This is a genomic window from Novipirellula methanifontis (assembly GCF_052161655.1).
In the GTDB taxonomy this organism is placed as follows: Bacteria; Planctomycetota; Planctomycetia; order Pirellulales; family Pirellulaceae; genus Novipirellula.
On the sequence record NZ_CP197418.1, the window covers coordinates 1,354,407 to 1,368,898 of the forward strand.

The following is a 14,492-nucleotide window of genomic DNA, read 5'->3' on the forward strand; positions in this document are numbered from 1 at the left end:
TCCGTACGCTGCGCGACGGCCAATTGTTGGTGTTCCTATTTCGTTTTGTATTCCTCTGCTAATCAATCGAGTGCTTCCATGAGTATTGATCTATCGACCAACTACGGCGGGCTGATGCTACGAACACCGATTGTTGTGGGGGCCTGCCCATTGGCGACGGATGATCACATGCGAGCGAGACTGCAGGCGGCGGGAGCCGGCGCGGTCGTACTACCCTCTGTTTTTGAAGAACAGGTGATCGAGTGGACTCAGAAAATGGGGCGTCCGATCACCCACCGTGAAAAAGCGTTGCTCGCTCGAAGTGAGCGTTTGAAAATTCGATCGGCCTGTAAGGATGCCGACAGCTACTTGGCGTTACTCAAACGAGCGACTTCGCAATTAGACATTCCCGTCATCGCGAGTATGAACGGATACGCGGCAAACGGTTGGCTTGACTACGCTGGCGAATTACAAGAAGCGGATGCGGCAGCCATCGAATTGAATGTCCATCACCCGCCGGTGAATGAGCATGCGGGGTCAGGAGAAATCGAAGATTCCATCGTGGCAGCGATCGAGGAAATTGATCAGGCAATCTCGATTCCGTTGTTCATCAAGATCGAGCGTGTTGGCGTAAGCTTACCTCACCTTGCTCGACGCGTTTGTTCTGGCGCCAGTGGTTTTGTGTTGTATGGTCGCGGGCCGGACACCGATATTTGCCTTGAGAATTTGAAGCTGCAATCGACTTGGAGCCTGACCACCCCAGGATCCGCAATCCATCTAATTGATCCGATCATGCGTGTGCATTCGCATTGCCCTGCGATGTCGATCGCAGCGAGTGGGGGAATCGCCAGCAGCGAGGATGTGATCAAGGTTCTGTTGGCGGGGGCCGATGTTGCGATGGTGACAAGTGAGCTGTACCGGTCCGGCCCCGATGTGATCGTGAAGCTATTGGACGGGCTGGTTGAGTTTCTAAAACGAAACAAATTCAGTTCGCTAATTGATCTTCAGATACGTCGTCCGATCGAATTCGCCCACGAGGAAGAACGTGTACACTACGTCGCTGCGCTTTCGGCAAGGCTCAACATCGTTCCTCCTAATCCCGTCGATGATTGAAGCCCGTTTTTTGTCAAATTGCCAGCGTTCGTTAAGTTCCTAGTGCCCGATGTATTGCAGATCGCGACGGTGGGATTCATCGATTGGCGTCTGTGGCCTCACACGAGAGCCCGCCCTTTACTTCCCGTTTGTTAAGCAGTTAGGCAAGAGTCTTTCAGTAAATTGGCCGTTTTGGCGCTAGCCACGGTTCCGGCGCTGAGCCAGGGCTAGCACCCAAACGGTTAACGGGATTTCACCCAATGATTCCTGCCTATCTGCTTACGCGAATCGCGGCAACCTCTTGGGTCAAATCAATTCCCACCGGACACCACGTGATACATCGCCCGCAGCCCGTGCAGCCCATCGTGTCGAATTGATCTTGCCAAGTCGCAAGCTTATGCGTCAACCATTGTCGATAACGGCTGCGGACATCATTGCGAACCGTGCCGCCTGCGGTGTAACTGAAGTCAAGGTTGAAACACGAATCCCATTGACGGACGCGTGTCACATCGCTCTGGTCCAAGTCACTGACTTCATCGACGGTTGAGCAAAAGCACGTTGGGCAAACCATGGTGCAATTGGCACACGACAAACAACGCTTGGCAACCTCGTCCCAGTGTGGGTGTTCCAGGTTGTCCAGTAAATCGTCATGAATGTTGGTCGTGTCGAGTCGCTTTGTGATCGCTTGTTTGGCATTTTTGAGCTCGTTCGCGGCAAGTTCTTTTTGATCCGCGTCGGCCGTTGCAAGGCCCAGTTCGGCAACGATACTTGTGCCTCGTTCGCTTCCTGTTTCAACACAATAGCCAGCGTCGGTTTCGGTCAGGGCGATGTCGAATCCGGTGGTGCAGTGGGGGCCGGTGTTCATCGAAGTGCAAAAGCATGTTGCAGCGGCAGTGGAACATTGCACCGCAATGATCAAGGCCGATTCCCGTCGCCGCAAGTAAATAGGGTCAACAAAGTCGCCTTGTAGAAAAACTCGGTCCTGGATTTCGATCGCACTCAGATCGCAGCCGCGTACACCGAATAACGCTATTTTTTCGGGATCTTCGATCTTGTGAGAGAATTGCCAGCCGTCGTCGGTGAGCTTCGCCCCGCTTAGCTCTTGACGAGCAGGATAAAGAAATTTTTTCCACGAATCGGGACTCGAGTTGAAATAGAATTGCCGCTCGCTATGCGTGTTTTGAATCTGGTAGGTGGCCGGGGACTGGGTGTCGGTCCATCCCGTGGGCAGTTGATCGACATGGTTGAGGGTGTCGTAAATGATCGCGGAGTTTCGCACTGTGGGGCCGATTACCCGGTATCCTCGGCGATGCAGTGTGTCGATCAGTTGTTGTAAGTCGTTCCGTGGTAACCACCACATCACGCGTTTGCCAGACTCGTTCATTCGGAGGCACCCTGCGGTTGGTGGAACAGATCGAGCAGTTGCAACCGAGTCGCCACCAATCGTTTCGAAAGCGATTTGGCGATCGTGAACATCACCTTGTAACCGATGTCGTGGTTTTGTTCGCAAAGCTGCGACAGCGCATCTGCATCAAATGAAATCAACGTTGTATCGAGCGTGGCCACCGCCGTTGCGGTCATTCGTTGATCGCCCAGTAGGGCGGACCATGGACTTCGCCTTCACGAAATAGCGAATGCTGAGCGGAACAAGTCTCCAGCGATGCTAAAGCTGCCAGCGGTTCAACCAAAAATGGCGAACCGTCGCTGTCGATTCCGATGGTGTCGAGATTTTCCTGGCTCATCGATAAAAATCTCCGTGAGTAAGCAATCAGAGAAATGGAACTCAACGGAATGGTTAAACGCAAAGCGAATGCCAAGTCAGATCGGTTACGACAATCGAACGCTCAAATGCAAACGTTCAAGATCACACCAGGGTAGAATAAAGGTATTACTTGCCGACAAAGCGGTTCAGTAGATCGACTGATCAGATTGGCTCGGGGTTTCTTGGCACCACACAGTCGCGATAAGTGTGCACTACGTCACATCGTCGTGCCAGTTCGTCATGCCCATGGGATCATCTCCCCAATAGAGTCAATGAACCGGAATCACCCTATCTGGAATTAGCACCCATTGGGAGCCACGCACATATTTTAGGGGACCCATTCAGGCGAGGCTTTTTCAGTGATGGTACGGACTTTGCCTTTGAAACGAAGTGCCACCCTCGGCAGATCGGCAGATTGAGTTTGGCATGACGGATTTCGACAAGTTAGCGGCAATTTCTTGTAAACGCACTCCGTTGAATTCCCATTAAACCAAGGAGCATGCGATGACAAAATTCGCAAGTTGTGACGAAGCGGTTGGTAATTGGATGTCAAAATCGATCTCGGCGGTCAAACGTGATTCGACGGTCCGCGACGTTTTGGAGTTGATGAAGACGGGCAACTTTTCTTCGATCCCCGTGGTCGATGCAGAGGGAAACGTTGTCGGGATCGTCACGCGAAGTGACCTCGCGGGCGTGGTACTTTCCACGGATCAATTGCTCGACAGCGACTACCCTCATTTCGAAGATTGTTTGTGGGCCGTGGAATTGATCCAGCGGCGGTTTGGCACCGACAAAGTCACCGAGGTGATGAGTGAAAATGTGGCGTCGGTACAACCCGAAACCACCATGTACGATGCGGCGAAACAGATGGTCGACGACGGGTTCCACCACTTGGCAGTGACGAAGAACAAGAAACTGCTGGGAATGTTATCCGCGAGTGACTTTGTCCGCTTGGTCGCCCGCGGCGGTGGAGGCGTCGACGCTAGTCCGTGAAATCAAGACACTGCAATGAGCATGTCTCAGCACGTGTCGTGAGTTGCTGCCTAGAAATAGCCGCTGTATTAACGTTTCACGTTGGTCGCCCGTAATGATCAGATCGCATTTTTGCTGTTCCGCATATTCCAGTATGCCGTGTCCGATATGATTCGACTCGATCGTTTTTGAATGAGTGGTGAAACCTTTGGATTGCAGTTCCGCCTTGATCTTGTCGATCGTTTCGATGGCGATCGGTCGCAGATCCTCGCGATACTTCGATGCCTGATGGAACAACTCCTGATCATAGAAATGCAGGATTTGTTCGACGTAGATCAAGTGAATCTCCGTCGTCGTCGACAAACCAAAACGAGTAATCCATGACGTTAAATCGACGTCGTTTTCCGCGTTGCTAATTGCAATCAACACGCGTGAAGGTGCCGGAGAAGCGATGTTGGGATCCGGTACTTGATTCCCTTGCGGTCGAACGACTAACGTCGAGCAGTCGGCATGCGTCGCAACGTAGTCAGACACACTGCCCAACAACACTCGCGCAAGTGCGGAATGCCCGGTGGCTCCCATCAATACCAAATCGACACGTTTCTCTCTCGCCAAACGAACGATTTCATGTCCCGGGGGACCGATCGGCGATAGCGTTTCGATCGAGCGGAACTCGTTGCGAGCGAACGCGGCCATCTCGTTCAGCGATTCCCGGATTGCCTCGATTTCACGTTGCATCACGCTAGCGGCGTCCATGGCGAACATCGTGCCACTGAGATCGTATTCGGGGACCCGAGGTGATACGGTCACGAGCGACACATCCACCTCGTCATGACAAGGCATCCGCTTCAAACAATCCAGTGCGTAGCTTGAATAAGCGGATCGGTCCACTGCCGCTAAGACTCGCATCAAACTTTCCCCTCGGTTTAATAAGAAATCATTCTTGACCGTTGGCCCCATTGCTAGATGGGTTGGCACGTAACGTGCATTTTAATTTTCGAAAACGAACCTGTTGCTCTATCCACCGGAGTCAGAACGATGCGCCGAACCAAATGGAAAGACACTCCGCACGAAAAAATCTTCTGGGCAGTCGTGATCGCCGTCGCCCTACTCTCGATTCTCGTGTTCGCGACGCGAGTCGCTGGAATCTAGTTCAGTACCGATCCGCTTACCGAATGTTCTGGTTCCTCGGCACACGTCGGTTGCGTGTAACGTTCGAGCAATCGATAGAGTTTACGGCGGTGGATACCCAGTTTTCTCGCCGTACGTGCTTTGTTTCCCTTCTCTTTAGAAAGCACCTCCAGCACGTGCGTCTTCACCAGATCGTCCACTTTCACATCCGGTGATCCGACGACATAGTGCGAGTGAAGCGAATGGCTAGATTCGCTGTAATCTCCGTCGCTCGTGCTGTTCACTGAATTGCTTGGGTGTGAGATTTCCCCCGGCAGATCATCCAGCGTGATTTCGTGATGATCCGCAAGGATGGTGGCTCGTTCGATCACATTGATCAGTTGACGCACGTTGCCCGGCCATGGATAGCGTAACAAGACATCGCGTGCGTCGGAGTCGATCGACCATCCCTGGGGTAACAAGTGGTCGACCAAAAGTCCCACATCTCCTTCGCGTTGGCGGAGCGGTGGAAGTGTGAGGGACAAGACGTTGATGCGGTAAAACAAGTCCTCGCGGAACGAACCCTCTTTCACAGCTTGCGTCAGATCACGATTGGTCGCAGCAATGATCCGGACTTTGACTTTTCGCTCGAGATGGGAACCAATCCTTCGCAGCGAACCGTCTTCGAGAACACGCAATAGTTTGGGTTGCAGCGACAGTGGCAGTTCGCCAACCTCGTCAATGAATAACGTTCCTCCATCGGCGATTTCAAAGAGTCCGAGCTTTTCGGAGGAAGCGCCCGTGAAAGAGCCTTTTTGGTGGCCAAACAGTTCGCTCTCGACAAGATTTTCAGGTAACGCAGCACAATTGATCGTGACAAAAGGCTTGTCGGCCAGCAGACTGCGCTCTTGAATCGAACGCGCCACCACCTCTTTGCCAGTGCCGCTCTCGCCTTCGATCAACACCGGCTTCCCCGTCGGTGCGACTTTCTCAATCATTCGCACCACGTCGCGCATCGCGGACGATTCACCGATCAAATTTTGCTTCGGTGTCGAGCGTGACACGATCTCCTTCAGCTGGATGTTCTCTTTGCGAAGTCGGTTGCGATCGCGTGCGAGTAGACAACGATGCTCGAGATCGCCGAGCGAGCAGGGTTTGGTCAAATAATCGCATGCACCAAGCTTCATCGCCGAAACGGCCGTCTCGATGCTGCCGTGCCCTGTGAGAAAGACCACTTCGAGATTGATCTTTGCTTCACAAATCCGCTGCATCAATTCCAGACCGTTCATGCCTGGCATGTCGATATCCAAAACCGCAACGTCAAACGTGTCTCGCTCCAGCAACATCATCGCCTGGGCGCCGCTCGCGGCCTCTTGTACGACGTGCCCCTTACGCTCCATGTACTTCATACAACTGCGGCGATAATCATCTTCGTCGTCGACCAGTAGCAGCTTGATAGGAGTGTGAGACATCGTCAGAGACCCAAAAGTAATTGCGGTGGAACGAGCTAAGAGCGAGAGTCGCGTTAGCGGCAATCATGCGAACATCGTTCCAATCGCTATTTCACGCAGAAAACCGCGTTTCAACACAATTTATGTGCGGATTGTCACATCAAGAAGTGTGCGTTATGGCGCACTTGCGTTCTTTTGGGAAGGATCAATTCAGCGGGAAAAGAAATTTTGAATCAGCGGGTGATGACGCGTGATCCCGATCGACAGCCATTGTCATTTCAATCACCGCACCTCCGTCGTCATGGTTGACTGCTTCGAGTGTGCCTCGATGGGCTTCGACGATACGCCGACAAATCGCCAATCCCAGCCCCGTTCCATGTTGTTTCGTGGTGTAAAAGGGTTCAAAAACGAGGGGTAGCGTCTCGGCGTCGAAACCATGGCCGTGATCGTGGAAAGTCAATTTGACCGCGTCATCATCGCTTCGCCGAACGCGTTCACAGTGGACATCGATTTCCGCGACTTCGCGGCTCGCATCAAGGGCGTTTACGATCAGATGGTGACACACCAGTTTCATTTTCTCTCGATCGACGTGCACCACATCGGATTGCTCGCTCGCACGTGAAAATCGGAGCTGATGGGGAAAGTAGTCATGTCGGACAGCAATTTCATCAAATGCGACCTGGCAAATATGTAACAAGCAAACGCGTTGCGGTTTAATGGTGATCGGTTCGGCGTAGCGGCGTACCTCTTCGTAATTCCCCATCAGATCGGCGAGCGAATCGCGGATGCCTTGAGAAAGATTCATTTGTTCGGGATCGTTTTGCAGGTCAAGTTCCAGCAGATCCAAGCATGCCATCGCACGTTGCAGCGCATTTCGGCTTTCGTGAGCTAATCCACTCGCCATTTGAGCGATTGCTGCGAGACGTTCGGACTGCAGTAATTTAGGGTCCATCTGCGGCTTGTTGGAGCCGACGAAATGGGCAAGAAAGGGAGACTCGTTAGATCCGGTGATAGGTTGTAATGTGATGTTCACTGTAAGTTCCTTTTGATTCTTACATCGGATGACGAAGGTGCGTTCGCCATCCAATTTTTCTCGCTCAGATTGTGACCCACAGCGCGCCCCCTGTGCTTGAAAGAGACAGTTTTTGGGGCCTGCGAAAAATAGGTTCGCCGAGTGGCCCGAGAGTTCGTCCTGGGAATAACCTAATAATTGAGTTAGTTTTTCATTTGCAAAAAGCACGATACCATCGCTATCGATAACAGCGGCGGCGGCAGGAGAGCTCTGCAAGAGCCGGCGAACCAGCGGTGTGTCAGCCAACAGCTGAGATTGGGTTTTCGTCATCAGTCGCTCTCGCCTAGTGAGTGAAGAACCAACTCACTAGCAACCTGAATGCCGAATGCAGACTCGGTCGCAAACTTCTTTCCGCAAAAAGCTCGTTTTCCAGGCTTTGAATCGGTTTTTATGAATTTAGGGCGAAGAAAATCAAACTAAATTGTCGCGTCACCGGTTGAAGGCGGTCAACAACTAGACCCGCTCTACAACGATTCGGTATGATTGTCGCAAGAGCAACCATTTGTGGGCTGCCAGAGAAATCGCCACGCCTTGATCGTCATTCGATGGACCAACCGTTTCGAATCCTTATCATCGAGGACAACCCCGATACGCGGGCCAACCTGCGCGACATCCTTGAGCTCGACGGTCACGAGGTGGTGGTGGCTGCTTCGTTTAACGAATCAAAGGCCATCGCAAAGAATGGCAACATTGGGTTGGTAATCACCGACCGACGTCTGCCCGAGGGGATGATTGAAGAGTTTCTCCCCGAAGTAAAAGAAAACTCAGTCGAGGCGGACATCATCGTGGTGACCGGTTTCGGCGATATGCAGAGCACGATTGCGGCGCTGCGGTTGGGGGTGACCGACTATGTGATCAAACCGATTATCCCCGATGATATCCGCTCGATTGTCAAGCGAATCGCGGAAAAGAAACGTTTGCAAGCGGAGTTGGCCGAAGAGCATTATTTTACCAACGAGGTACTCAAGACCGTCGAAGCGATCGTCTTGGTCCTTGGTCTCGATGGCACCGTCATTCGCTTTAACCCGTTTTTTCACCAGTTGACCGGTTGGACGCAGGATGAGTTGCGGGGGCAGGATTGGTTCGAACACTGTATCCCTGAACACGAGCGTGTGCGGATTAAAGAGGTCTTTATTGCGACGTCGCATCTCGAGCATACCCGTGGCGTCGTGAACGATGTGTTGGCCACCGACGGGCGTCGTCACCGTATTCGCTGGTCCAATACCACGCTGAAAGATGCCACCGGAGCGGCGGAGGCTGTGTTGGCAGTCGGGGTCGACGTTAGTGATCTCGTGGCTGCCCAAGTACGGGCGTTGCGGTCGGAGAGACTTGCCGCGATCGGGCAAACGATGACGGCTCTGAGCCACGAAAGTCGCAATGCGTTGCAGCGAATCAAAGCAGCGGCGGATGTACTTTCGTTGGAAGTGGCAGGAAACAAAAACGCCGAAGATGACCTGCATGCGATTCAACGAGCAAGCAGCGATTTGCAATGTCTGCTTGAAGAGGTGCGTTCTTTCGCGGCACCCATTCACGTGCATTATCATGCAACTTCGCTTGACCATGTTTGGCATCGTGCCTGGGGCGACATCGCCGCCACGCGACAAGGACGTGATGCAACATTGATCGCATCGTGCGATTCCGAAAATTTGAAAATCGAAATCGATGCGGTCCGTATGGAGCAGGTTTTTCGCAATTTGTTCGAAAATTCGCTCGCAGCTTGCCACGATCCTGTGCGAATTCAGATCGATTTTTGCAGCGAGGATGACGAGGTGGAAATCAGAGTCACCGATAATGGCCCCGGTTTCAATCCCCAGCAGCAGCAAAAGTTGTTTGAGCCGTTTTACACAACCAAGCGAACAGGCACGGGGCTGGGAATGTCCATTTGCCAACGTATTGTTGAAGCTCATGGCGGCACGATCCTGGTCCAGCCCTGCTCCTCCGGTGCATGTGTTGTGATTCGTATGCCGCGTCAGGCTAGCAGTGACATATCCCATCCTTCTCAACTCGCATCGTCCGAATAAGTCCGCTCCGGCGTGTGTCGCTGCGTACGAACGTGTCGCTGCAAATTAATTCACTGCGTCGTGGCTCGTTCTCGACGATCAACGATGGCAGGACCTAACCCATGCACAACCAAGATCAGGTCCTCCTCGCCGCATTGTTGAGAACTGCCGTTGATGCGATCATTGTGATCAATGATCGCGGGATCATCCAATCGGTCAATCCCGCCACCACCAAACTGTTCGGCTATAGCGAAGCAGAAATGGTGGGGGAAAATGTCAAATTGTTGATGCCAACACCGTATCGCGAAGAACATGACGGCTACCTTCGTAGCTACCACGAAACGGGACGAGCCAAGATCATTGGCATTGGTCGTGAAGTCACGGGCAAGCGAAAAGATGAAACCACTTTTCCAATGCACTTGGCAGTCAGTGAGGTGCCGTTGGGCGACAAAAAATTGTTTGCCGGGATTGTTCGCGATATCAGTGACTTGAAAAATGCTCAACAACAGCTGAGTGAGATCAATGAGCAACTCGAACAACGCGTCCGCGATCGGACCAGCGAATTGCATGCGGCGCAAGCGGAATTGCTAAAGGCGGGAAAACTGGCCACGCTTGGTCAGGTTTCCGGAGGGATTGCCCACGAGATTCGCAATCCGCTGAATGCTGTGCGTACCTCGGCTTATTATCTTCGCAACGCCAAAAATTTAACCCCGGCAAAGACAAGCGAGCATCTTGAACGTATCGATCGTCAAGTGCTGTTGATCGAAAAAGTCATTACGGCTCTTTCCGATTTTGTCCGACTTCCCGAGCCAAGGCTGAGCAAGTGCAACGTCGGCGAATTGATTCAAGAGGTCATCTCGGAAGTCTCCCTTCCTGACAATGTCCACATGCAAAACCATGTCGCTTCGGACTTGCCCACCGCCATGGTGGATCCTAATCAAATTTCGATCGTGTTCCATAATCTGCTGCGAAATGCCGGTGACGCGATGCCCGATGGAGGCACTATCACGCTTGCATCCAATGTGATCGAAAACCAGATCATTATCGAAGTGATTGATACCGGGGTTGGAATCGGAGACGAGCATATTCGACGGATTACCGAACCCTTGTATTCAACCAAGGCGCAAGGCATGGGGTTGGGCTTGGCCGTCTCGGCCGCCATTCTCGATAAAAACCATGGGCATTTGGAAGTCGAGAGCCAACTCGGGGTAGGGACAACTTTCGCCGTTCACCTGCCAGAGCATTTCCGGTCCTGATTGCTCCTAGCTGCACACGCGTGATGAGCACGGGGGCGCGCTCAAGCCAAATGGTCTTGCTCGTGTGGTGGGATCGACACCGCAATGTCGCTTTGGCATCGCAGATGCAGTGACGTGGTTGCCTAGCAGAGCAACGACTCGATTGAAATCCGCCTGATCCGACGAGTCAACCAATCGAAGCTTATCGATAAAAAGGGGACGACGGATGAGCGTACCGGGGGCTGACGACGTGAGTAAAATCAAGCGGCACCCCATGGCTGTCCCTCCGACGCGTTTCCCTCAGGTACCGGCGATCCAAAGAAATCCTTGGCAAGTCGATGCGGCAGTGGTGACCGAGATTCGAGACGAGACGCCCGGCGTGGCTACGTTTCGCTTCGCTTGGGGCGACGCCGATGTGCGCCAGCGATCCAATCCAACGGCGGCGCAACCGGGCCAATTCAATATGCTGTATATGCCGGGCGTCGGAGAGGTGGCAATTTCGGTCAGTGATGACCAAATCCGATCAGACCAGATCGTGCACACGATTCGTGAAGTTGGCAATGTGACTGGCGCTATGTTTCGGCTGGCGGTAGGCGATACGATTGGAGTGCGAGGCCCGTTCGGCTCCGCTTGGCCGTTGGAGCATTGTGTCGGTCGCGACGTCGTGCTCGTTTGCGGAGGGATTGGCCTAGCCCCGATGCGAACGTTGGTGAACGAGCTGATTCGTCACCGAGATCAATACGGAGAGGTGCATTTGTTGATCGGGGCACGCACGCCCTCGGACTTGCTATACCAAAACGAATACACGCAGTGGCATTCGCGAGGCATCGAGGTGCACACTACCGTGGACCGCGCCGCTGAGACGTGGACTGGCAACATCGGCGTCGTGATCCTGTTGCTGGAGCGATTGAAATTGCGTAATCCCGCTCAAACCTTGCTCATGACGTGTGGGCCTGAGGTGATGATGATGTACTCGATTCAAACTGCGATCTCGCGAGGATTGACGCGTGACAATATCTGGCTATCGCTCGAACGCAATATGAACTGCGCCGTGGGAACTTGTGGTCATTGTCAGTTCGGACCTCATTTCCTCTGCAAAGGCGGACCAGTTTTGCGGTTTGATCGTGTGCAGTCATTGATGGAGGTGACGGATCTATGAGCGACTTGCCTACCACTGAAAAGAAACGTTTGGGGATTTTTAAATTCGCATCCTGTGACGGTTGCCAGCTTTCGCTATTGAGCTGCGAAGATGAATTGCTCGCGTTTGCAGAGAAGGTTGAGATTGCCCATTTTTTGGAAGCGAGTAGTTGCACGCTGCCAGGGCCGTTTGACTTAGCAATCGTCGAAGGTTCGATTTCGACCAGCGAAGATATCGAGCGGATTCGCGAGATTCGCCGTCAATCGCGATCGTTGGTCACGATCGGTGCTTGTGCGACGTCTGGTGGCATTCAGTCGCTGCGAAATTGGGCCGATCACGACGAATACCTCCGCTATGTTTACCCGCATCCCGAGTACATCGATTCGCTCGCCACCAGCACGGCGATTAGTGATCATGTGCGGGTCGATTTTGAATTGCGAGGTTGTCCGGTCGATAAATATCAGCTGCTCGAGGTGGTGATGGCCTTCGTCCGCGGCCGCCGACCCAAAATTCCTTCGCACAGTGTTTGTTTGGAGTGCAAACGCCGCGGCACGATCTGTATCGCAGTAACCGAAGGCAAACCATGCCTCGGTCCCATCACTCAAGCGGGATGTGGAGCAATCTGCCCTGCGTACCACCGGGCTTGTTATGGTTGTTTCGGCCCCTGTGCTCAAGCCAACCCGGCATCTTTGTCCGAACATTATCTTGCCGAGGGAACTCCGTCACTTCAAATGATTCATCAACTGCGAAACGTGAATGCGGCGTCAAGATTGTTTCAAATCGAGAGCAATCGTATTGAAACCAAACCCCCATCGGCTAGAACGCACCTATGAGCCGAGAACGCAAGATCATCGTTAATGCATTGACCCGCGTCGAAGGCGAAGGGGCATTGCATATTCAGCTCGACGGCGACGAAGTCGAAGAGGTGCGATTGTCGATTTATGAGCCACCTCGCTTTTTCGAGGCCCTGCTGCGGGGGCGAGCGATCGAGGAGGTGCCGGACATCACGGCGCGGATATGTGGGATTTGTCCCGTCGCGTATCAAATGAGCTCGGTGCATGCTTTGGAATCAGCTTTGGGAATCACGGTGACCCCTGAAATCAGAGCCTTGCGGCGATTGCTTTACTGCGGCGAATGGATTGAAAGTCATGCTCTGCACGTCTTTTTGCTCAGTGCACCCGACTTTTTCGGGTGTGCCAGTGGGATCGAGTTGGCAAAGCAGTTTCCCCAGCAAATCAATGATGGTTTACGTATCCGGAAGGTCGGGAATTCAATTTTAGAGATCCTCGGTGGCCGTGCGATTCACCCGGTGAATGTTCGCGTCGGTGGATTTCATCGGATGCCGTTACGCGAAGAGTTGACACCATTGTTGTCGGAGCTGGAATGGGCATTAGCCGCGGCGATCGAGTTGGCCGATTGGGTTGAGGGTTTTTCGTTTCCAACCTTCGACGCTACGTGTGAATTGATTGCGATGCATCATCCCGATGAATACCCGCTGAACGAAGGACGGATCGCTTCAACCCAATTTCCGAGTTTGGATGTCGATGAATACGAGCAACATTTTTCGGAAAATCAGGCCGCGCACAGTACGGCGATGCAATCGACGCGTCGCGGTCAATCATCGCCGTATTTACTTGGACCGCTAGCTCGTATTTCACTCAATCGTGGCCAATTGTCGCCACAAGCGTTTGCGTTGGCCGAGAAAATCTGTCCGGAATCCGTGATTCAAAACCGCTTCGCTTCCATTCTGGCACGCATGGTCGAAGTCGTGAGTTGTTTGGAAGAGTCCATTGCGATTATCCAGCGTTACGAAACGGCCGATCAAGCGTTTGTTCCCTACGTGGCTCGAGCGGGATTCGGATGTGCTGCGACCGAAGCCCCACGTGGCATGCTCTATCACCATTATGAAATCGACGACGAGGGGCAGGTGTCGGGTGCCAAGATAGTACCTCCGACGTCACAGAACCAACGGCAAATCGAATTTGATTTGCGGATGTACCTGCCTCAATTGATCCGCGAACCGGATCAAACGATTGCCAGCGAATGCGAGAAACTTATACGCACCTATGACCCATGCATCAGTTGTTCTACTCACTTTCTGACGATTAATGTCTTACGTCGCTAAATACAATCGTGTGCAGAGTCCTCAACCGCGTCGCCAAGTGGTGTTGGGGTTAGGCAGTTCCCATGGTGACGACCAATTTGGATGGACCGTCATCGATGAACTAGTGCAGTCGGGCGCAAATGCCTCGATTCGCAGAATTCGCAACCCTGTTGATATTCTCGCATGGCTCGATTCGGACGCCGACATTCATATCGTCGATGCGGTGGTGGGGTTGCCCGCCGACGTTTCGCTGTGGCGACTCGATTTTGCCAACCCTGATCATCGTGCTCAAATCCAAACGATCCCTACCCGCGGGACTCACAATCTCGATCTGTACGTGGTGTTGATGATGGCGGAATCACTCGGTAAGTCGACCGATCAAGTGGTGCTGTGGTTGGGACGCGCCGAGACAGTTGAGCCAATCACATCGATCAGCCCGGTCACTCAAGTCGCCGTCGGCGTGTGCAGTTCGGCGCTGAGACAACGGTTGGACTAGAGCAAGAAACCTTCCGTTATTGTGAGCCGACGATGCTAGCCGCGGGCCTGTTAACTTTTATTGAAACATGCCCGCGGCTAG

At 53.0% G+C, this 14,492-nt stretch carries 14 protein-coding genes; 8 read left to right on the forward strand and 6 right to left on the reverse strand.

The genetic code is table 11. The features are described 5' to 3' along the window. Positions 1-78 precede the first annotated feature (78 nt). A complete protein-coding gene (locus SH528x_RS04725) occupies positions 79-1,092 on the forward strand; it encodes a dihydroorotate dehydrogenase (protein WP_442509376.1) in 1,014 nt (337 codons plus the stop codon). 250 nt (positions 1,093-1,342) lie between these two features. Here SH528x_RS04725 and SH528x_RS04730 read toward each other — a convergent pair whose 3' ends face one another. The 3 genes from SH528x_RS04730 to SH528x_RS04740 are packed head-to-tail and all read right to left on the reverse strand — an operon-like array spanning position 1,343 to position 2,813. Beyond that, on the reverse strand, positions 1,343-2,455 hold the full coding sequence (locus SH528x_RS04730) for a 4Fe-4S dicluster domain-containing protein (protein WP_442509377.1): 1,113 nt from the start codon (positions 2,453-2,455) through the stop codon (positions 1,343-1,345). Then, positions 2,452-2,652, reverse strand: coding sequence for a hypothetical protein (locus SH528x_RS04735; protein WP_442509378.1), 201 nt, complete (start codon positions 2,650-2,652; stop codon positions 2,452-2,454). Before SH528x_RS04735 ends, SH528x_RS04730 begins: the two co-directional genes overlap by 4 nt. Further along, positions 2,649-2,813 (reverse strand): hypothetical protein, encoded by a 165-nt coding sequence (locus SH528x_RS04740; protein ID WP_442509379.1) that lies wholly within the window; start codon positions 2,811-2,813, stop codon positions 2,649-2,651. Before SH528x_RS04740 ends, SH528x_RS04735 begins: the two co-directional genes overlap by 4 nt. A gap of 524 nt (positions 2,814-3,337) precedes the next feature. On the opposite strand from SH528x_RS04740, the gene SH528x_RS04745 reads away from it, so the two are divergent. After that, positions 3,338-3,826 (forward strand): CBS domain-containing protein, encoded by a 489-nt coding sequence (locus SH528x_RS04745; RefSeq protein WP_442509380.1) that lies wholly within the window; start codon positions 3,338-3,340, stop codon positions 3,824-3,826. Here the strand turns inward: SH528x_RS04745 and SH528x_RS04750 are convergent. The 3 genes from SH528x_RS04750 to SH528x_RS04760 all read right to left on the reverse strand — a co-directional run bounded on the left by SH528x_RS04750 (position 3,761) and on the right by SH528x_RS04760 (position 7,708). Further along, on the reverse strand, positions 3,761-4,714 hold the full coding sequence (locus tag SH528x_RS04750) for a universal stress protein (RefSeq protein ID WP_442509381.1): 954 nt from the start codon (positions 4,712-4,714) through the stop codon (positions 3,761-3,763). The two genes, SH528x_RS04745 and SH528x_RS04750, sit on opposite strands and share 66 nt — an antisense overlap. A gap of 239 nt (positions 4,715-4,953) precedes the next feature. Then, positions 4,954-6,387: a sigma-54-dependent transcriptional regulator gene (locus tag SH528x_RS04755; RefSeq protein WP_442509382.1), complete on the reverse strand. Its 1,434-nt coding sequence runs from the start codon at positions 6,385-6,387 to the stop codon at positions 4,954-4,956. Positions 6,388-6,571: 184 nt separating this feature from the next. Beyond that, entirely contained in the window at positions 6,572-7,708 is a 1,137-nt protein-coding gene (locus SH528x_RS04760) for a sensor histidine kinase (RefSeq protein WP_442509383.1), read from the reverse strand. A gap of 209 nt (positions 7,709-7,917) precedes the next feature. Between SH528x_RS04760 and SH528x_RS04765 the strand changes: the two genes are divergently transcribed. The 6 genes from SH528x_RS04765 to SH528x_RS04790 all read left to right on the forward strand — a co-directional run bounded on the left by SH528x_RS04765 (position 7,918) and on the right by SH528x_RS04790 (position 14,411). Continuing rightward, a complete protein-coding gene (locus SH528x_RS04765; RefSeq protein WP_442509384.1) occupies positions 7,918-9,459 on the forward strand; it encodes an ATP-binding protein in 1,542 nt (513 codons plus the stop codon). 101 nt (positions 9,460-9,560) lie between these two features. Further along, positions 9,561-10,694 (forward strand): two-component system sensor histidine kinase NtrB, encoded by a 1,134-nt coding sequence (locus SH528x_RS04770; protein WP_442509385.1) that lies wholly within the window; start codon positions 9,561-9,563, stop codon positions 10,692-10,694. 253 nt (positions 10,695-10,947) lie between these two features. Next, positions 10,948-11,832 (forward strand): FAD/NAD(P)-binding protein, encoded by an 885-nt coding sequence (locus tag SH528x_RS04775; RefSeq protein ID WP_442509386.1) that lies wholly within the window; start codon positions 10,948-10,950, stop codon positions 11,830-11,832. Then, positions 11,829-12,644, forward strand: coding sequence for an oxidoreductase (locus SH528x_RS04780; RefSeq protein WP_442509387.1), 816 nt, complete (start codon positions 11,829-11,831; stop codon positions 12,642-12,644). Before SH528x_RS04775 ends, SH528x_RS04780 begins: the two co-directional genes overlap by 4 nt. Next, entirely contained in the window at positions 12,641-13,936 is a 1,296-nt protein-coding gene (locus SH528x_RS04785; RefSeq protein ID WP_442509388.1) for a Ni/Fe hydrogenase subunit alpha, read from the forward strand. Before SH528x_RS04780 ends, SH528x_RS04785 begins: the two co-directional genes overlap by 4 nt. After that, the gene (locus SH528x_RS04790; protein WP_442509389.1) at positions 13,920-14,411 is read left to right on the forward strand and encodes a hypothetical protein; all 492 of its coding nucleotides are present in this window, start codon (positions 13,920-13,922) and stop codon (positions 14,409-14,411) included. Before SH528x_RS04785 ends, SH528x_RS04790 begins: the two co-directional genes overlap by 17 nt. Positions 14,412-14,492: the final 81 nt, after the last annotated feature.